General features: G+C 45.0%; 12 protein-coding genes and 1 pseudogene. 2 read left to right on the forward strand and 11 right to left on the reverse strand.

Going from position 1 to position 20,504, the window contains the following annotated elements; genetic code table 11:
- The first annotated feature begins 9 nt into the window (after positions 1–9).
- Positions 10–984 carry a stage II sporulation protein M gene (locus ACXADE_RS18965; RefSeq protein WP_474981981.1) on the forward strand — a complete coding sequence of 325 codons (975 nt, stop codon included), beginning with the start codon at positions 10–12 and terminating at the stop codon, positions 982–984.
- Here the strand turns inward: ACXADE_RS18965 and ACXADE_RS18970 are convergent.
- From ACXADE_RS18970 to gltB, 9 genes are all read right to left on the reverse strand, one after another.
- Positions 962–2,320, reverse strand: a complete 1,359-nt coding sequence (locus ACXADE_RS18970; protein WP_474981982.1) for a DUF58 domain-containing protein — start codon at positions 2,318–2,320, stop codon at positions 962–964. The genes ACXADE_RS18965 and ACXADE_RS18970 overlap by 23 nt on opposite strands.
- Positions 2,271–3,197: an AAA family ATPase gene (locus ACXADE_RS18975; RefSeq protein WP_474981983.1), complete on the reverse strand. Its 927-nt coding sequence runs from the start codon at positions 3,195–3,197 to the stop codon at positions 2,271–2,273. Before ACXADE_RS18975 ends, ACXADE_RS18970 begins: the two co-directional genes overlap by 50 nt.
- Complete coding sequence (locus tag ACXADE_RS18980) at positions 3,194–4,321, reverse strand: DUF4350 domain-containing protein (protein WP_474981984.1); 1,128 nt, start codon at positions 4,319–4,321, stop codon at positions 3,194–3,196. The genes ACXADE_RS18975 and ACXADE_RS18980 overlap by 4 nt, the downstream gene beginning before the upstream one ends.
- Positions 4,318–4,953: a hypothetical protein gene (locus ACXADE_RS18985; RefSeq protein WP_474981985.1), complete on the reverse strand. Its 636-nt coding sequence runs from the start codon at positions 4,951–4,953 to the stop codon at positions 4,318–4,320. Before ACXADE_RS18985 ends, ACXADE_RS18980 begins: the two co-directional genes overlap by 4 nt.
- Before the next feature lie 18 nt (positions 4,954–4,971).
- Complete coding sequence (locus ACXADE_RS18990) at positions 4,972–5,898, reverse strand: hypothetical protein (protein ID WP_474981986.1); 927 nt, start codon at positions 5,896–5,898, stop codon at positions 4,972–4,974.
- Between the two features lie 273 nt (positions 5,899–6,171).
- Positions 6,172–7,524: a dipeptidase gene (locus tag ACXADE_RS18995; protein WP_474981987.1), complete on the reverse strand. Its 1,353-nt coding sequence runs from the start codon at positions 7,522–7,524 to the stop codon at positions 6,172–6,174.
- Positions 7,525–7,960: 436 nt separating this feature from the next.
- Positions 7,961–9,997, reverse strand: a complete 2,037-nt coding sequence (locus ACXADE_RS19000) for a catalase (RefSeq protein WP_474981988.1) — start codon at positions 9,995–9,997, stop codon at positions 7,961–7,963.
- Between the two features lie 341 nt (positions 9,998–10,338).
- Positions 10,339–11,826 carry a glutamate synthase subunit beta gene (locus ACXADE_RS19005; protein ID WP_474981989.1) on the reverse strand — a complete coding sequence of 496 codons (1,488 nt, stop codon included), beginning with the start codon at positions 11,824–11,826 and terminating at the stop codon, positions 10,339–10,341.
- Between the two features lie 18 nt (positions 11,827–11,844).
- A complete protein-coding gene (gene gltB / locus ACXADE_RS19010) occupies positions 11,845–16,425 on the reverse strand; it encodes a glutamate synthase large subunit (RefSeq protein ID WP_474981990.1) in 4,581 nt (1,526 codons plus the stop codon).
- A gap of 364 nt (positions 16,426–16,789) precedes the next feature.
- Here gltB and ACXADE_RS19015 point away from each other — a divergent pair.
- Positions 16,790–17,850, forward strand: a pseudogene (locus tag ACXADE_RS19015) (DmpA family aminopeptidase).
- A gap of 51 nt (positions 17,851–17,901) precedes the next feature.
- Here ACXADE_RS19015 and ACXADE_RS19020 read toward each other — a convergent pair.
- Complete coding sequence (locus ACXADE_RS19020; protein ID WP_474981991.1) at positions 17,902–18,726, reverse strand: YihY/virulence factor BrkB family protein; 825 nt, start codon at positions 18,724–18,726, stop codon at positions 17,902–17,904.
- 59 nt (positions 18,727–18,785) lie between these two features.
- Positions 18,786–20,096, reverse strand: coding sequence for an RNA polymerase factor sigma-54 (gene rpoN / locus ACXADE_RS19025; RefSeq protein WP_474981992.1), 1,311 nt, complete (start codon positions 20,094–20,096; stop codon positions 18,786–18,788).
- Positions 20,097–20,504: the final 408 nt, after the last annotated feature.

Here is a 20,504-nt window from a genome sequence, read left to right on the forward strand (position 1 = left end):
GGTGAAAACATGAACTATCGCACTTTCCTCCAACGCCATCGCGACGAATGGAAACGTTTAGAAGAATTGATTCAATTGCTGCACAAAAATAAGAGTCAGTGGGCTCCCATACATTTGGATGAATTCCAGCGCCTTTATCAAAAGGTCACCCAGCATCTCGCTTTCAGCCAGACCTACTTTCCTAAAGAGGAAACAACAGGATATTTGAATGAGCTTGTGACAAAAGCTCATAACATGCTCTACCAGGAAAGTACATCCAATTGGAAACAGTTGAAGCAAATGTTTGGCAGCTCCTTTATTACCCTTATCAGCGAACAGTGGAAGTTCGTTGTCCTCAGCATGCTGTTATTCTTGTTAGGGGGCGTGGGAGCATTTCTCGCCGTTTATCAAGATCCTCTGTCCCTGTACACCATACTTCCGGACTCCATATCACAGGCTGTAGACCCGGCCCGTGTTGGAAATCAAGCAGGAGCAGTAAATGCTCCCATTATGTCTACCGAAATAATGACAAATAACATCCAAGTCGCTTTTCTCGCTTTTGCCGGCGGCGTGACATTCGGTTTACTGACGGTATATCTGCTCATTTATAACGGAATTATCGTCGGAGCACTTGCAGCGCTGTTCATGGTTTATGGAAATTCCTACGATTTCTGGGCCTATATCGTCCCACATGGAATCATTGAATTAACAGCTATTTTCATCGCAGGCGGAGCCGGGCTATTGATGGGGTATAAGCTGTGGGTTCCAGGAAAAAGAACACGCAGTTATCAATTGAAAACCTACGCCTACCGATCCGTACTTCTGTTGATTGGTACGCTCCCTCTTTTCATCATTGCGGGAATCATTGAAGGGTTCATCACCCCTTCACGTCTATCTCTTGAAGCTAAATATATGTTTGCCTTCCTTACGGTGCTCGGATTGTTGACTTACATAACGATTGGCAAAATAAAGGCCGGTCAAACTAAAGGACCCCACGGTTCATAATGTGGATATAATGAGATACAGCGGTTGTCGCCAACTGCTCTTCCGGTGCTTCCACCATCTGTAGACCTTGGCGTTCCCATTTCTGCATTTCCTGTTTTTTATCCAGTACATGTTTTTGGGCCATCGTTTTCACTAGCGTAGACTGTATATCATCAGGAGACCTTTTCGCCTGAGCTTCCATGCTTTGGTCCTCGATTCCGATCATTAAAAAAAGGTGAGAACGACGAAGTCTCTGCAAGTAATATAAGGCTGCTTCTTCATAAAGAAAAGTGCTCACATCACTGAATAGGAGGAGAAGGCTTCTTCTGCTCTGCACGCTTTGAAGGTGTTGGAACACAGCCGTGTAGTTGGATTCATGACCTTCGACGTTCAAATGATAGATTTCACGGAGGATGGTCTGGATATGGGCCATCCCTTTTGCTGGAGGTACATATACGTGAACATGAGTGGAAAAGGCGAGAACAGCTACATAATCCCCACGTTTTAAGGCTGCCGTCGCTACGGTCATCGCTGCCTCGAGTGACTTTTCTAACCGGTTATTCTCTTCAAGCTCCACACCCATCATACGACCACAGTCAATCAAAAGCGTGACGAATTTCCCCTGCTCCGGTTCATATTCATTAGTCATTAGATTTTGTGTTTTGGCCGTCTGTCTCCAATTCATTTTCCGTATATCATCTCCAACAACATACGACCGTATTTTACTAAACTCGCCTGTGCCCATTTGATGCTTCTTCAAGCGTGTCCCCTCATAAAGGAGGAAACGTTGAGCATCCTCCAAAAAATTTTTACTTTCTGTAAGATCCGGGATGATTTTCACCCTGTCTTCCTGTTGTACCTTCATTTGTTTTTCCCATAATCCCAGTCGAGAACGATAACGAACATGAAGGAAAGGCAGCGTGTAATCTCCACGTTGATCCGCGGAGAAAGAATAAGAAATGGTAACCTCATCTTTTCCCTGCAGCGATTGTTGCAAAGGAAAGGGTTGATTGAACGTCTGCGGAAAATGATCGATGATGTTCACAGTCATTCCTTTGTCAGCGGTGTTTTTGACGACGACCTTCGCCTCGTTTTCGACCCGCCGCTCCATTTCTTCATCAATCACCCGGTATACCACCAGTTCTTTTCTCTTTGGTGAGAAGAAAAGGTCCATGAAGCTCAACATGAGGGCGGCTCCATTCACACCGATTACAAAAGGCCAGGAAATCCCCATCCACGAAAGCAGAACCAATACAATCGACAAAAAAAACAAGACGTTGATAAGACGTCTGCTCGGAACAATTCCCTTATCTCGGAACAGGAACTGATCCCACAAGCTCTTGAATGATCTGGTCATGGGTTGATCCCTCCAGTTCCATATGTGGCGCCAGGATAATCCGATGCCTTAAGGAAGCATGGGCGACCTTTTTGACATCATCCGGAGTCACATAATTTCTTGAATCGAGATACGCCCACGCCTTGGCAGCTTTGGCCATGGCAATCCCTGCCCGAGTACTGGCCCCATGACGAATGGCTTCTGTTTCTCTCGTTTTACGGACGATGGTCATGATATATCCATACATTTCCTCAGTCATTGTAATCGTTGAAATCTCCTCAGTGATTTGGATGAATTCCTGAACCGTTAATAAAGGCTGGGTTTCCTCGTCATCGCTGGTTCCAATCACTTGTTTCAGGACCGACACCTCTTCTTCCTTAGAGGGAAAATCAATATGCAGCTTGAATAAAAAGCGATCTTGCTGGGCTTCCGGCAATGGGTAAGTCCCTTCAAACTCCACAGGGTTTTGTGTTGCAACGACAAAAAAGGGATTGGGCAGTGGGTAGGTCCCCCCCTGAATGGTCGTTTGCTTCTCTTCCATCGCTTCTAGCAGAGCAGCTTGAGTTTTCGCCGGTGTCCGATTGATTTCATCGGCAAGCAGGACATTTGTGAACACAGGACCTTTCATGGTTTCAAACTCCCCGCTCTTCATGTTATATATCATGCTGCCTGTTATATCACTCGGCAGAAGGTCAGGCGTGAACTGAATCCTTTTAAAGTCTCCTCCCAGGAGTTCAGCTAACGTGCGCACCATTTTGGTTTTTCCAGTTCCGGGCACTCCTTCTAATAACACATGGCCGCCTACCAGAACAGATGAAAGCATCAACCGGACATTTTCCGCCTGTCCATAAACCTTCTTTTCGTAGGCATCTATTAAATCTGTCAATTTCTCATTCATGACCCCTGCACCTCTTTCCTCATCTCATCGAATGTATGTGACCATTTCAAGAATTCTTTTTTATCGACCTCTGTGATCCCTACTAACGGTTCGACGGCCCGCGTCCATCCTTCCCAAGCTTTATAATCCTCATCATTTAAACGATAGGATAACGTGTGACGGATGTCCTGCCAGGAAGCAACAGAAGATACCCCAAACCGTTCGTGGAGAAGTTTTCGAATGTAGGATTCCTGTACTTGTAGAGACTCTCTGTAAAATGTGCCTTTACGATACCAGGCGGCCAGGGCCTGGAGCCTTTCATCTCCGAACCTTACCGAAGCTTCTCTCGGAAGAAAAGCAGGACCGAATCTTTTCCCCTGCATCCATAAGAAAAAGAGAAGGAGCAGAGCCGCCTGGATTGTGAAAACAGAAAGCCACATCGGGTAAACATTGATCCCACTGAAAAAACCTTTTTCTTTATGAACATACTCATCAAACCAAAGGCTGCTGAAATCTGGTTCAGTTCTCAGAATGGATGAGATGATTTCATAATGGTCCTGATCGGTTATGACTCCATTTGTGAACCAGTCCGGATTCATACCGACCATCAGCTTCCCTTCTCCATAAGGACGCTCAAAGGCAAGGGTTCCTTGCTCATCACTCAAGAGAACCTTATCGGACTCCTTCGGCAGCAGACGGTGTTCCTGTGGGACAACCGCTTGATATGTACGCCCCTCCTGATCCTCTACCGTTGTTTCTCCTTTATATCCAACTCCATATTCTACTTCGACATCAAAATAACCGACAGGGTTGTTTTTCATCAGCCATAACGTATTCCCTTCTTCCATCCACTGTTCATACTGATCCATTTCAGCTCCGCTGACGGTGAAAAAAGGTTCGATCAAAAGGAGCGTTTGGTTTCCTTCCGCGGCCGGCAGCCCAGCCGGATGGTTGTTCCAACGCCGCGGATTTTCTCCTTTTTCATCAAGAAGCGTAAAATAAGCTTTTACTCCTGTAGGAGAAGGCGACTCAGTTAAGTAAGGAGGGTATGGCTCAGGACGTCCGCTGGACACCCAATAAAGCACTCCTGTAAGAATGGAAACCGTGAGGGCGATCCACACCCATGTTTTTTTCGAATCATTCACGCTTCTCTCCTCCTTTCGCCGTCCATCCAACGAAAAGCTCGGGAGCGGTAATCGTTATATTCTTCTTTACGAAGTGAGCGATGACCGTAAGTGATTTGATCAAACGTATCCGCCAAGTAAGCAAAATCATCGAGCATACCTTTTTCAAAACTCTGCAATTCTTTTTCATAATCACTGTTCGTTTTCCAGGACTGCACATCCACCATTTCTCTGGCATCAAAATTCAAAAGCATACCTAAAAAGGTGTGTCTCGCTGCTTCTGAATATTGCTCATCACCTGCCTGGAGTGCCGCTTCCTTCAGATGCTTTTCAGAAGACCAGCCAAAATCCGTGTCCATCCGGAACGTTCTCTGTTCAGGGAGCGTCTTCTCTCCTGATATTCTTCCAGCAAGCTTAACCACGAGGAGGATAAGCACCCCCATTCCGATCAGGCCGAAAAAATAGATCCAACCATTGATCGCAGAATCAGAGACTTGAAAGTCAGGAAACCAAGCGGAAAGCAGCTCCTTCACCCACGCTGTAATAACATCCATCAGGTGCTCCCGTGCCGTCCCGCCCTGTTCATAGGCCTGGTATTCTGAACGCTCTAGAATCTCATTCAATTGTTCTTTTTCTTCTGTTGATCCGCTCATATGATTCACCTACGTTCATCATTCTTTATAAGAAGCAATCATATCCTTCAAATCATCCGCTTCATTTCTCGTTTTCAAATCAAAGAAGACCACCGTGTAGCCCACCATGATAAATAGTGTCGTTATGATGGAAGCAATATCCGTCAACACACGTCCCAGCAGACTTCCTCCTAATAAAAGAACCGATACCCCTTCAATGATGGAAGTAAGCAGAAAAGTAATGATTACGAAAACAATGAAAAGACCGAATGTCGCCCAAAATCGTCCCTTCGTCAGCTGCCAGCTTTTCGAAAATCCAGGAGCGACCTTTTGAAAAACAATGGCTCCAAAAAACATACTCCATTTCACTGCAAGAAAAGCAAGACCGGCTAAGAAGAGGAGACCGAACAGAACCGACAGGACGAACCCTGCACCGAAGCCGTCCCTCGCAAAGCTTATGCCTCCTAAAACGCCGAACATAAGGAGGGAAATAAAGAATGCGGTTCCGAAGATGAGGCCGACGAGGACCGTGCTGCCGAGAAGTGGCCAGAACCTCGATAAGGCACCCTTGACTGCTTGGGCCTTGGACCATTCTTCCCGCTTCAACACTTTACTTGTTGCAACCACTATGGACCCTTGCGCCAGCGGGTATATGATAACTGCAAGAATGGTAGAAACTAATAAATAAAGGACCTCCATACCAACCCCAAGGTTTGTAGCGACGATTTCCTGTGTCGCCGCTGCTGTATCAAGGTTATTGAGAATGGATTGGCCGAATCCCCCTTCCGATGGTTCGCGGAATACGTTGATCCCACTCAAAAGCATAAATAAATAATCAAATATGTAGAGGGGCCCAAACAAAAGAAGCAGAATAAGAAATAACGGGCCGAAGTTGTTTTTAGATATACTGAATGTATGATCCAATATTTCACCGAATGTTTTAGGCTTTAATTGTGATTGTTCCATGTTCAACCTCCTAGCTGATATCTTTCTATTATTCTAACATTTCAGCGTTTCATTTTGACAAAAAAAGACAGACTTATCCAAATACCTGCTCTTAAGGTATGAAAAAAAGACGACAATCATTAAAAAAGAGGAATATTAAAAGCTTGATTGCGGAAGCGTTCGTCAAATAACTTCCATATCAAAAAAAGGACCTTCCAATAGATTGGAAGGTCCTTTTTTTGCTGGAAGGATCAAAATCATCTCCGTTTCGATGTACAATTAACAGAATCTTCCTTATAATTCCTGCAAATATTTACATACGGTTTCGATCCCTTTTGTGAAGTTTTCAAGATGGAAATGCTCATTCGGTGCATGAAGATTTTCTGTCGGAAGCCCAAAGCCCATTAAAACAACCGGTGAATCCAGTACACGACCGAATACTTCCACGATTGGTATGGACCCTCCTTCTTTCGGGAATAAAGGGCGAACCTCATAGACACTTTCAAACGCATCGGCTGCTTTTTGGATGTAAGGGTTCCTGGAATCTATGGACACTGGATCTGCGGTAATGTACTGATGTATATCCACGCGCGCCCCTTCAGGCTTCTTAGTCATAATATGGTGTTTCACCGCTTCAAAGACCGCTTGGGGGTCTTGATGCCCCACAAGACGACAGCTTATTTTTGCACTTGCCTCTTTGGGTACGATCGTTTTTAAACCTTCTCCTTGAAACCCTCCTGAAATTCCGTTAATTTCGAGCGTCGGCCTAATGCCTACACGTTCCTGGAAAGTGAATCCCTCCTCCCCGAACAGGGATTCAAGGTTAAGCTCTTGTTTTGTCCGTTCTTCATTGAAGGGAACTTCCGCCACTTCCTTCCTTAGTTCCACTGTAGGATCAGGAACACCCTCATAAAAACCTTCGACTGCGATACGGCCGTTTTCTTCATGGAGAGAATCAAGCAGATGAACGAGAGCGTGGATAGAATTAGGTACGCCTCCCCCGTAGGTGCCTGAATGCAAATCCGAATTAGCGGTGGTCACAGACACTTCCATAGCCAATGCTCCCCTTAAGGAGGTACAAATAGCCGGCTGACCTTTTTCACTAAAAGAAGTATCACTAATCACAACCGCATCACACGCAAGCTTTTCCTCATTGTCCTGAATGAACGGTCCCAGGTTTGGGCTTGCGATTTCCTCCTCCCCTTCAATGACAAACTTTACATTGACAGGGAGCTGCCCATTTTCTTTCATGAGAAGGTCAACGGCTTTGATATGGATAAACAGCTGCCCCTTGTCATCTGTAGCTCCTCGAGCATAAATTTTTCCATCCCTGATCACAGGATCAAAAGGAGGGGATTCCCACAATTCAAGAGGATCTTCCGGTTGAACATCATAATGACCATAAACGAGGATGGTAGGCTTTTCTTCGGCATGCATCCAATCGGCATAGACAATTGGATGTCCTTCTGTAGGGATAACCTCGACATTCTCCATCCCCGCTTTTGTTAAGGCATCAGCGGTCCATGATGCGGCTTCCTTTACATCTTCTTTATACTCTGACAATGAAGATATACTCGGAATGCTTAAATAATGCTTCAATTCTTCAATGAACGTATCTTTATGTAACTGCACAGATTCTCTCACCATGACTCCTCCTTTGAATCGTTTGTCTATAGTATACAGAAAATTGATGACCGCCTGAAACATCCTCTCTTCATAGAAGAGATGAATTTCATGGTTGATAAAGCTGCCATAAAAAAATGACCAGTATAGACTACCGGTCATTTTTATGGATCATATGAAAATTATTCATTATAGCAGAGAAATAATAAAACCGATCACGACAACTAAACCAATGATCATTAAAATTGTTCGAATCATGGAATCACCTCTTCACCTTATAATATTTACTCATCCTTTCCCTTATCTTCACGCCATTTAAACAAACTATACTAAAAAACCTTCATTTCACCCTTGGAGACACCAAATAAAGGAAATCCTCCCCACTAGAGGACAGGACCTTTAGTCGTGTTACAACCAAAAAAACACCGGACTCGAATACACCGAGTCCGGCAGTCTTTTCTTATATTAATTGACGATCCCAATGACGGTGGGCAGCGACAGCCTGAGCGAAGTCCTTCGCAAATCCATCCATGTCATCACCGGTAACTACACCACTCTGGTCTGCAAGTTTATTATCGCTGAGCCATTTCACTGCATTGTGTGTCGCGCCTAGCGGTTTAAAGTGGGAGAATGCTTCGTTTAGGAAATGAGACGTGTGCTTCTTAAACGCTTCGCCTTCATCACTTCCCCCCACAGCATAAATCGCATCATATAGCACAGAGTCTGTCGTGAGGAAGGTGTGATCGATTTTCAGTTCTGACCCATCGTCTCCCTTGACCATCCCCTGCTTATCGCTAATGATCTCCGTCATGATGCCTTCTGAAGAAAGCTTTTCAAGGGCCTGATTGACTTCTTTTCCATTGAAGCCACTAGCCAGAATAACGCCTACCTTACGCGTGGAGGCTTTATGCACGGTGTTCGCCTGACTTAAGGCTGGAGAGGATTTTGTGACATCAGAACCACCACTTTCAGGAGGTGTCACACCGATATTTTCTGCGAATCCCCGGGCAAGCTCCAGGCTTACATGAGAGAACATGTCCACTACCTGCTCCCGGACAGCTTCACTTTCAACTTTTCCGAGCTCAAAGCTGAATGCGTTGATCATATGTTGTTTTTCATGATCGCTCATACTGTTCCAGAAAAGCGTAGCCTGAGAGAAATGATCTTTGAAGCTCTCACTTCGGGCACGTATTTTGTGGCCTTCTACTTTCTCCTGATAGTGCGAATACCCGCCTTCTTCCTCACTTGCAGGAGCAGGTGTGTTATTCCATAGGGAGTTCTTATGATAACTGACCTGGCCTTTATTAATGGTTTGACGGCCATAGCCATCCCGCTGGTTATTGAAGAAAGGGCATACCGGGCGGTTGATCGGAAGTTCATGGAAGTTCGGTCCCCCCAGACGGATCAATTGCGTATCCGTGTAAGAGAACAAACGCCCCTGAAGCAATGGATCATTCGTGAAATCAATACCCGGTACGACATTACCTGGATGGTAGGCGACCTGTTCATTTTCAGCGAAAACATTATCTACATTCCGATTCAACGTCATCTTACCAACAATTTGAACAGGGACATCTTCTTCCGGCCACAGTTTCGTTGGATCAAGAACGTCGAAATCGAACTTGAACTCATCTTCTTCAGCAATGACCTGAATTCCAAGCTCGTATTCTGGGTAATCGCCATTTTCAATGGAGTTGTAGAGATCACCGCGGTGGAAATCCGGGTCTTTACCATTGATTTTCTGCGCTTCATCCCAGACGAGAGAGTGAGTACCGAGTAAAGGCTTCCAGTGGAACTTTACAAAATGGGCTTTTCCTTCACTATTGACTAAACGGAACGTATGAACACCAAACCCTTCCATCATCCGTAAGCTCCTTGGAATAGCACGATCAGACATCGTCCACATCACCATATGAGCAGACTCCTGGTTCTGTCCTACAAAATCCCAGAAGGTGTCATGAGCAGAAGCCGCCTGAGGCATTGCGTTATGCGGTTCTGGTTTTACGGCGTGAATCAGATCCGGGAATTTGATGGCATCCTGAATGAAAAATACAGGTATGTTATTACCGACTAAATCATAATTTCCTTCTTCTGTGTAAAATTTCGTGGCAAATCCCCGGGCATCACGCACGGTTTCCGCTGAACCTTTAGAACCTGCGACTGTAGAGAACCTTACAAACGTGGGAGTTGTCTTCGATGTATCGGTCAGGAAGTCGGCTTTTGTATATTTCTCAAGCGATTCATATAATTGAAATTCGCCATGCGCTGAGAAACCTCTCGCGTGTACAATACGCTCAGGGATTCGCTCATGGTCGAAGTGTGTCATTTTTTCACGAAAATGAAAGTCCTCCAGTAAAGTAGGTCCACGGGCCCCTGCTTTTAAAGAAAATTCGTCTTCTGAAACTTTGACCCCGTGATTGGTTGTCATATGTTTTCCGGAGTCATCCACCCGAAACTGATCCAACTGCTCATCTTTTCTTGATCTCTTATTACTCATTGAGCTCCTCCTTAAGAAACCATTTTTTTAGAATGGTAAGTAATAAATAAACATTACAATCTACGTACCCGGCCATTCGACAGAATAAACACACAAATTACTTTTCCAGGAAAATGTTCTGTCAGAAACTGTTGCCGTGAATCGAAATTGTTTCCATTGTTTTCTTTAGGTCTCTTGAAAAGCCATCACCGAAAGATGCTTGTAGTCGTTCATTAAGAGAACTGGGCTGTTTGCCTTGCAGGATGAGGGCAGAAGAGGGAGGTTCTTCAACAACATGACATGGAACTCCATAGAAAAAAGCCACCTCTGAACTAGAGATGGCTTGAAAGGTTGGTTCATATTTATGGAAGTTGTGAAGCACCCATCATATAGCGGTCACATTCCCGTGCGACTTCCCGGCCTTCGTTGATGGCCCAGACGATCAAACTTTGTCCTCGTCGCATATCTCCAGCAGCAAATACACCCTCGACGTTCGTGGTGTACTTTCCATACTGGGCCGCAACATTCGAACGTACAGTCGTTTCGATTTCCAACTTATCAATTAGATCCTGTTCAGGACCACTAAAGCCGATAGCCAGAAGGACAAGGTCTGCTTCCCATACCTTTTCAGTCCCCGGAATTTCTGTACGTACTTTGTTTCCATTCTCATCATAAGAAAGAGCGACATCAATCGTGTGCACTTCTTTGATACGGTTGTTTTCATCCCCCACAAACTTTTTCGTCATGACTGCATAGGCACGAGGATCCTTATTGAAAGTCGCCTCCGCTTCTTTTTGGCCATATTCCACACGGTGGATGACCGGATACTGCGGCCACGGGTTGACCTCGTTATCCCTTGTTGAACCTTTTTTATCATAAATATCGAACTGTGTCAGACTCTTACAGCCATGGCGCATCGATGTTGCCATACAGTCGGTTCCAGTATCACCGCCTCCGATTACAATGACATTCTTGTCTTCTGCGCTGATGTAATTTCGATCGGCATGGTTGGAATCAAGCAGGCTCTTTGTATTGGAGTGTAGGAAATCCATGGCATAATGGATCCCCTTTAACTGACGACCCTCTACTTCCAAATTTCTAGGCGTGGTAGCCCCTCCGCATAAAATGACTGTATCGTACTCTTCATTGAGCCGGGATACCGGGTAATCACGTCCAACTTCAGTATTCGTCATGAAGGTGATTCCTTCTTGCTTCAGAATGTTCACCCGCCGTTCAACTACCCAATAAGGAAGTTTCATCTCCGGAATGCCGTAAGTCAGCAATCCACCAACGCGATCATTACGTTCATAGACCGTGACCCAGTGCCCTGCTTTGTTCAATTGGGCTGCTGCTGCAAGGCCTGCCGGACCAGAGCCGACAACGGCCACCTTCTTACCTGTCCGATAAGCCGGAGGTTCTGGTTTGACCCATCCTTCTTCGAATCCCTTCTCAATAATCGAACGCTCTACACTTCGAATAGCGACGGGAGGTTCATTGATTCCAAGAACACAGGCTCCTTCACACGGTGCCGGACAAGCAAAACCTGTAAACTCCGGGAAATTGTTCATTTCATGTTCTTTAGCAAGAGCTTCCTGCCACTTTCCCTGATAAACGAGGTCATTCCACTCCGGTATCAAGTGGTAAACCGGACACCCACTCGTAATTCCATTGATCTCCATTCCGGAATGACAGGTAGGAACGCCGCAGTCCATGCAGCGTGCCCCTTGCTTCTGTGCCTCTTCATCTGAGAGGGGAAGCTTATAATCTTCCCAATCTTTTATTCTTGTTTCAGGATCGCGCTCAGGTGTTGATTGGCGTGTATATTCCATGAATCCAGTAGACTTACCCATCAGATTCCCCCTTCTCCGTTATTTGACTGTTGCTACCGGTTTATTTCGTTCATCGAATGCTGTCATTTCAGCCTCGAATTTATCCAATCCACTGTCTCGAAGGTTTTTAATCCGTTCCTGCATGGACAGGTAATCTCTTGGAATTACTTTGACAAATCTAGATACAAAGTAGCTCCAATTGGATAAAACCTTCTGCCCTAATGGACTGTTTGTATAAGAAACATGCTGCTCGATCATGTCATATAGTTCCTGGATTTCTTTGTTATCTGTCAACTGTTGGAGATGGACGAGTTCCTTGTTGCATTTCGTATCGAACGGTTGTGCAGCCTCATCGAGTACGTAAGCGACCCCGCCAGACATACCTGCGGCAAAGTTTCTTCCCGTACCTCCAAGGACGACAACTCTCCCGCCTGTCATATACTCACAACCATGATCACCGACACCTTCTACGACTACATCGGCCCCACTGTTACGAACACAGAATCGCTCACCTGCAAGTCCGTTGATATAAGCTTCACCCGCGGAAGCGCCGTAGAAGGCGACATTTCCTATAATCGTATTTTCTTCAGGTACGAACGAGGACTTGGTAGAAGGGTGGACGATGATTTTTCCTCCAGACAACCCTTTTCCTACATAATCATTGGAATCTCCCACAAGACGAAGGGTGACACCTTTTGGAATGAAGGCGCCAAAGCTTTGCCCGGCGGATCCTTTGAAGGTCAGTTTAATCGTGTCTTCAGGAAGTCCTTCTGCCCCATATCGGCGTGTGATTTCACTTCCAAGAATCGTACCCGTTACGCGGTGGATGTTTCGAATGGATCCGGTACCTGTCACGGGTTCACCTGTTTCGATGGCTTTCTTGCAAAGCGGAATTAATTCTTCCATATCCAATGTTTTTTCAAGGTTATGATTCTGCTTTCTCACGGCGAAACGACCATAATCTGCCGGGACGTCAGGTTGATAAAGCAAGGCAGACAAGTCTACACCTTTGGCTTTCCAATGGTCTACGGCCTCATTTGTCTGCAGGACATCTGTACGACCGATCATTTCATTGACCGTACGGAATCCAAGTTCTGCCATGAGTTCACGTGCTTCCTGAGCTATGAACCGCATGAAGTTTTCCAGGTGATCAGCTTCACCAGTAAATTTCTTACGAAGTTCAGGATCTTGTGTTGCGACACCGACTGGGCATGTGTTCAAATGGCAGACACGCATCATCACACAGCCAAGCACAACAAGCGGCGCAGTAGAGAATCCGTACTCTTCTGCTCCCAATAAGGAGGCGACCACAACATCGCGTCCGGTCATCATTTTCCCATCGGTTTCCACGACAATCCGGTCACGCAGGCGGTCGAGTACGAGCGTTTGATGTGTTTCGGCAAGACCGATCTCCCATGGGAGACCGGTATGCTTAATACTTGTCCTTGGAGCGGCACCTGTCCCACCATCATATCCGCTGATCAATACAAGATCGGCGCGCCCTTTTGCAACACCGGCTGCGATTGTCCCGACACCGACAGCTGATACAAGCTTCACACTGATGCGGGCTTTAGGGTTGGCGTTTTTCAAGTTATAAATCAGCTCAGCCAAATCCTCGATGGAATATATATCGTGGTGAGGAGGTGGTGAGATGAGTTCAACTCCTGGAGTAGAACCACGCACTTCTGCCACCCATGGATACACCTTTTTACCAGGAAGGTGTCCTCCTTCACCAGGCTTCGCACCCTGAGCGACCTTGATTTGGATTTCATCGGCATTGACAAGGTAGTGACTGTTAACACCGAAACGTCCGGACGCCACCTGTTTGATAGCGCTTCGTTTCAAATCACCATTTTCTTCAGGGGTGAATCGATCAGGATTTTCTCCGCCTTCTCCGGAGTTACTCCTTCCTCCGATTCGGTTCATCGCAATCGCTAAAGCTTCATGAGCCTCTTCACTGATTGAACCGAACGACATTGCTCCAGTCTTGAATCTTCTGCAAATATCTTCTACAGATTCCACCTCTTCAATTGGTATGGAAGGGCGTTCCTTGAAAGAAAGCAATCCACGAAGAGACTGTAAGTTATTCTTCTCATCCGTCAGCATCTTCGAATATTGTTTGAATAACTCATAGTCATTGGAACGGCAGGCATGCTGCAACGTCGCAATCGTCTGCGGGTTGTACTGGTGGTCTTCCCCATTGTGGCGGTACTGGTATTCATCTCCTGCTTCAAGGGTACGGTTTGAACCACGTGTTTCTCCATATGCCAATTCGTGTCGCATGAGTACTTCTTTTTCAATGATATCAAGACCGATTCCGCCCAGTCGGGATGCTGTACGCGTGAAGTACTGGTCGATGACATTTTTATGAATGCCGACGGCTTCAAAAATCTGAGCTCCACGATAACTTTGAATAGTGGAGATCCCCATCTTGGAAAGCACCTTGATGATCCCGTCGGTTGCCGAATGGATATAGGTTTGAACAGCCCCCTCATGCGACTCCGCTTCCAGCAAGTTACGATCCAATAAATCTCTCAAGGATTCATACGCAAGGTAAGGATTGATTCCTTCGGCTCCGTAGCCGAGAAGTGTCGCGAAGTGATGGACCTCCCGCGCTTCTCCGGATTCAATCAGCAAGCTTACTTTCGTGCGGGTCCCTTTTCGAATCAAATGATGGTGCAGCCCAGAGACAGCAAGCAGGGATGGAATCGCAGCAAACGATTCACCAATGCCACGGTCTGAGAGCACGAGCAGTGTAGCCCCGCTTTCTACCGCTGCGTCCGCTTCATCGCATAAACGATCAAGGGCAGGTTTTAAGCCGCCTTCTTTTGCATCGAACAAAATGGAAAGTGTTCGAGCCTCGAATCCATCTATATCCTGCTGGCGGAGCTTCTCAAGTTCACGGTTCGTCAAGATCGGTGTTTGCAAACGGATTTGACGGCAGCTTTCCGGTTTCGGATCCACCAAATTTCCCTCTGCTCCAATAGTCGTTTCCACCATGGTGATCAATTTTTCACGAATAGCATCAATAGGTGGATTCGTTACTTGAGCGAACAACTGCTTAAAGTAGCTGTATAACAATTGTGGTTTTTTGGACAGGACCGCAAGAGGGGAATCATATCCCATAGAACCGACCGGGTCCTTCTTCTCATTGACCATCGGCATAAGGATTTTATTCAACTCTTCTGTGGTATAACCGAAAGCAAGTTGCTGATCAATCAATTGATCGACTGGGCGGTGTTCGGTCATAGGCTCCGGAAGGTCTTCCAAGTCAAATTTATTCTCTTCGATCCATTCCTTATATGGATGTTCCTGTGCTATCTGAAGCTTAATTTCATCATCTGGAATAATCTTGCCTTCTTCTAGATCCACGAGCAGCATTTTTCCTGGTGCAAGGCGGTCTTTATACAAAATATCGTCTGCGAAAATATCAAGGGCTCCTACTTCGGATCCGAGGACAATCATTCCATCTTTTGTTACATAATAACGAGCAGGACGTAAACCGTTACGGTCAAGGCAAGCCCCTATTTGCTTCCCATTCGTATAGGCAAGGGCAGCCGGACCGTCCCATGGTTCCATTAAACAACTATGATACTCGTAGAAATTCTTTTTATCTTCTTGTATGGTTTCATCATTCGACCAAGGCTCCGGGACCATCATCATAGCAGTATGAGCGAGTGAACGGCCGGATAGATATAAGAATTCAAAAGCATTATCAAACATAGAAGAGTCACTGCCATTGGAATCGATGACAGGCAGGAGCTTCTGCAAATCTTCTTCACTGAAATATTCAGAGTTGCAAAGTTCCTGGCGTGCTCTCATCCAATTCACATTGCCCCGCAATGTATTGAATTCTCCATTATGAATCGTGAATCGGTTCGGGTGCGAACGTTTCCAGCTCGGGAAGGTGTTCGTACTAAAGCGGGAATGCACTAAAGCGAGGGCCGTTTTGAAATCCGGGTGATTCAAATCAATATAGAAGGAATCCAATTGTTCAGGAATCAGCATCCCCTTATATACGATCGTGTTTGATGACAAACTGCTAATATAAAAGTCATCGTACCCATCTTTTCCGGCGATCTCGATTTCCGCCCGTTTACGAATGATGTACAAACGACGCTCCAAGTCCATTTGGTTGTGAATGTTTTCAGCTGGAGCTACGAATGCTTGACGAATGAAAGGTTTGGTTTTCTTCGCATCTTCCCCAACGAACGAATCGTTAACCGGTACCGTACGCCAGCCTAAGAATTTCTGACCTTCTTCAGCGACGATTTGCTCGAATGTCTTCATACAATGAGTTCTCGTTTCATGATCCTCTGGAAAAAAGATCATCCCGATACCATATTTTCCTGCTTCCGGCAGGTAAATATCTTCCTTTTCACATTGTGCTTCGAAGAAATGATGAGGGATCTGAGTCAGTATTCCAGCCCCATCTCCTGTACTGACATCAGCGGATTGTCCACCACGGTGCTCTAAGTTACATAGAATAGTGATGGCATTCTCTACAATACTGTGACTCTTCGTTCCATCGATGTTGGCAATCACTCCGATACCACAAGCTTCATGCTCATTTTCCGGATGATATAGCCCCTGCGGAACAGGATATCCGTGTTTTTGCATATTTTCTCCCCCTAGCGGACATATTCTTGTAGGTCAAAGGCAAATATTAAAAAATTCTGTCTTTTCAGTTTCTTACTAGTATAGCATGAAAGACTTGAAGAATCACTCTTCCATCAGGGTCATACGCTGAATTTTCACGAAAATCCGACAATTCATATTCCATAGAAACCCGAATATTAAAAGGATGTAAGCGCAATCAATAAAATTTGGAAAATCGAATAATTTTTTTCACATATGCTTGCTTTATGCAGAAAAAAACAGAAAGATAAAGGGTGTATGCATATTCAAGCTATCTATCGTATGAACATGCAATGAAAAGGATATATCGGGAAGCTTTTCGAATAAAGAAGAGGGAGGTGTTACGATGAATTCATCCATAAGAAAACAGGGGTTCACTATAGGTTCCTTACATGTAGGAGAACGAAATCAAATCACAGATGTGCCTGGTGTGACGGTGGGTCATCACACATTGGATAAAGGCCATACCCAAACAGGTGTAACCGCAATTCTTCCTCATCAAGGTAACCTTTTTCAAAAAAAGATGCTCGCGACTTCTCATATCATCAATGGCTTCGGTAAGACAGCAGGGACAGTTCAGCTTGAAGAGTTGGAAACACTAGAAACACCGATTGTATTGACGAACACTTTCGCCGTAGGATCTGCCTATGATGCACTGGTCGCTTACTCTTTGAAAGAAAATCCAGAAATCGGTCGAACAACTGGAACCGTAAATCCAGTCATCGGTGAATGCAATGATATGTATATCAATGACATCCGCGCCCAATCCGTAAGTAAAGAAGATGTATTACAAGCGATCTCGAAAGCTCGCCCATCGTTCTCTGAAGGGAGCGTAGGGGCGGGCCGTGGTATGGTTTGTTACTCCATGAAGGGAGGAATCGGTTCCTCTTCAAGAAAGGTCTCCCTTACACACGGGGATTATACGCTTGGAGTTTTGGCACTCACTAATTTTGGACGGTTAAAAGACTTTAGGGTGAAGGGATACCCCCTCGGGGAAAAACTTCAGAGCTATATAGAGCCGAGGAATGTAAAGGATAGAGGTTCCATCATGATCGTAGTCGCGACAATATTCCCGTCTCAGGCCGTCAATTAAAACGAATATGTAAAAGGACAGTGACGGGGTTATCCAGGACAGGGTCGATCATTGGAAATGGCAGTGGAGATGTGGTTCTTGGATTTTCCACCGCTTGGAACATCACACACCACAGCACAGAAAATCTTCAGTCTTATTCCATGATGCATGAAGAGGAAATAGAGGCAGCTTTTGAAGCTGCAGGAGAAGCGACAGAGGAAGCTATTTTGGAATCTCTTTTCCAAGCAGAACCGGTAATGGGCCGAGGACCTTACCGGATTCCTACTTTGACTGAACTGCTGAGTAAGTATCAAATCCAACTTCCACTCAAATAAAAAAGTCCCGGATACCACTTAAAGGTATCCGGGACTTTTTTAGGTCCAGAATCAAGCTGCTTTTGTTTTGTCACTTCCATGCCTGCGGTGGTAGATGACATTAATTTCAGCACCTACCATAAGGATAATTCCTGTGAGGAAGAACCATAACATCAAGATGATAATCCCTCCCAGGCTGCCATAAGTCGCCGAGTAATTACCAAAATTACTGACATAAAAAGAGAAGCCCAGGGATATCAATTGCCAAAGTACAGCAGTAATCACTGCCCCTGGAAGGATATGTTTAAAAGGAATGTTCTTGTTCGGAGCAAAATGGTAAAGGGCCATAAGAACCGCTCCGATTACAACAATACTCAACGTCCAGCGGATTACTTGAAGAAGAATAGCCGTCTGAGAGGGCAGGTTGACCATATCAATCAAAAGCTGACCAAAAACAGGAAGCACCAAAGCTACGATAATCGCCAGAATCATTCCTACCGTCAAGGCGATGGACAACAGGCGGACTTTGATGAATGACCTTGTTTCTTCCACATTGTATGCTAGATTGGAAGACTGGATGAAAGCGTTGATCCCACTAGACGCAGACCACAGCGTCCCTAGTATACCTACTGTCAATAAGCCTCCGCTAGGCTGCTCCACAACTGCTACAATATTCTCCCTGAAAACTTGTGCTGTATCACTTGGGATGACGTTACTCATCGCCTGAATGGCCGTTTCAGCTTCTATGTTCAAGTAGGGGAGTATCGATAATACCAAAATCAACAGAGGGACGATTGATAACAAATAATAATAGGCCTGGGCAGCACCTAATAACGGAATGTTATCTTTTTGAAATTCAGCAAAAACATCTTTAGCATACGATACAATTTTTTTCACCAGTGACTCCTCCTCATCCATCATCTACTAGACTATCCCCTTTTTTTAAGGGAACTAACCTAGGAATGCAACAGAACGGGAGAAAGCCCCTCGCGTGCGGAAGCTCTTCGTTTTGATGAAGATGGAAAGTGAAGAGACTCCCGGTATTTTGCAACAGTTCGGCGGGAGACCTTCACATGGTGTTTTTCCTTTAATTCTGTGGCCATTTTCTGATCGGATAGAGCTTTCAAAGGATCTTCCTTTTGAATCATTTCTTTAATCAACCCCTTAACATGCGAAGCTGAAAACTCTCCTCCATCCGCAGATTGGTATCCCGTGCCGAAAAAACTTTTCAACTCGTACAGGCCTTTTGGTGTCTGTAGCACTTTATTAGCAACAGCACGGCTGATCGTAGATTCGTGTACGCCGAGTTTCCTGGCGACTTTTTTTAAAGTTAAAGGTTTTAAAGGACCTCCGCTCAAGAATGCCTGCTGATGTTTGATAATGAATTCGGCCACTCTCAAAATGGTGTTCTGGCGTTGTTCAATGCTTTGGAGAAGCCATTGTGCTTTCTTAAAGCAGGCATCCAAGTACTCATGAGCTTCACTACCTTCTTTATACATGGTAACCAACTGCTCATCCCACTTGATTTGTCCCCCTACTTGAAAAGGCGTACGTAACACATATCCCCCCTCATTCTTCTCTACGATTAAATCAGGCATGGCCGGAATATTCTCCGGACCATGCTCGATCAGAAGAGGGCGTGGTTCCAGAGACTGAATAATTTTCAATGAATCGATAACCACCTGTTCCTCTATTTCCAACTCTTGAGCAACCTTCATAAAATTCTCAGTAGCAAGGTCTTCCAAATGATTCTCTATCAAAACCGATAGCACGGAAGAATCCGGGTGATCCTCCTCCACTTGTAAGAGCAGGAACTCCTTGAAGTTCAAACACCCGATTCCCATTGGCTCAAACTGCATTAACAACCGTCTTGCTCGCTTAATCACAACTAATGATTGACCGGTCTGAAGGGCCGCTTCTTCTTCAGAAATCCGACAAAACCCTTGATCATCTATATTTCCGATTAAAAATAAGAGTGCTTTTTTCAATGTACGATCAATATTCAACCAGCCTGCCTGCTCCACCAAACCGTCTCTCCAGCTTTTTTTATCAGGAACGATTTGGTCGATGGGGTCGTGATAAGCTTCTCTGTGGTGATGGGAGGGTCCGACTGGTGATTCCAACGTAAGAATGGGATTTTCATAGACTTCCTGCTGAATTTGTTCCCACAGCTCAGCAGAATTCCATTGAAGCATCGTGATTGCTTGACGCATTTTTGTTGTCATTACTAAGCCTGTCGTTTGCTTATGAGCCAATTCAAGCTTCATGTCCACACCTCATTTTGATAACGCTTTCATTGTTGTTTAACAGTATATATTTATTACTAATGATGCGCTAATCAGACCAAAAATTCAAATTTATATGGAATTTTTAGATTTTTGGTGTATATTCGAGAATGTTGTGAAAACCTATTCTTTAACCCTCCCACGCTTTTAGAAGTGTATGGCTATAAGAGCATGACAACATTGAACTTATTGATGTCACTTCAACAGAAAAAGTCAATTAGGGTTATCTCTGAAATTCTCTTACGGAACCAGATAGAAAATCACTGCACCATCTTTTCATTTAAGCAAAAGGCTCTGTTAAAGTTTAGTGTTGATATTACTGCAAAAAAGGGTCTTCCAATTTAATGGAAGACCCTTTTTTTATATTGGGCTTATTTAACGAAAGCTCCC

The organism is Halobacillus sp. ABR2_026 (genome assembly GCF_056158545.1).

Bases quoted from the DNA above. Each gene is read 5' to 3' on its own strand.
- ACXADE_RS18965 (WP_474981981.1), top strand. From the start codon at position 10: ATGAACTATCGCACTTTCCTCCAACGCCATCGCGACGAATGGAAACGT.
- ACXADE_RS18970 (WP_474981982.1), bottom strand. From the start codon at position 2,320: ATGACCAGATCATTCAAGAGCTTGTGGGATCAGTTCCTGTTCCGAGAT.
- ACXADE_RS18975 (WP_474981983.1), bottom strand. From the start codon at position 3,197: ATGAATGAGAAATTGACAGATTTAATAGATGCCTACGAAAAGAAGGTT.
- ACXADE_RS18985 (WP_474981985.1), bottom strand. From the start codon at position 4,953: ATGAGCGGATCAACAGAAGAAAAAGAACAATTGAATGAGATTCTAGAG.
- ACXADE_RS18990 (WP_474981986.1), bottom strand. From the start codon at position 5,898: ATGGAACAATCACAATTAAAGCCTAAAACATTCGGTGAAATATTGGAT.
- ACXADE_RS18995 (WP_474981987.1), bottom strand. From the start codon at position 7,524: ATGGTGAGAGAATCTGTGCAGTTACATAAAGATACGTTCATTGAAGAA.
- ACXADE_RS19000 (WP_474981988.1), bottom strand. From the start codon at position 9,997: ATGAGTAATAAGAGATCAAGAAAAGATGAGCAGTTGGATCAGTTTCGG.
- ACXADE_RS19005 (WP_474981989.1), bottom strand. From the start codon at position 11,826: ATGGGTAAGTCTACTGGATTCATGGAATATACACGCCAATCAACACCT.
- gltB (WP_474981990.1), bottom strand. From the start codon at position 16,425: ATGCAAAAACACGGATATCCTGTTCCGCAGGGGCTATATCATCCGGAA.
- rpoN (WP_474981992.1), bottom strand. From the start codon at position 20,096: ATGAAGCTTGAATTGGCTCATAAGCAAACGACAGGCTTAGTAATGACA.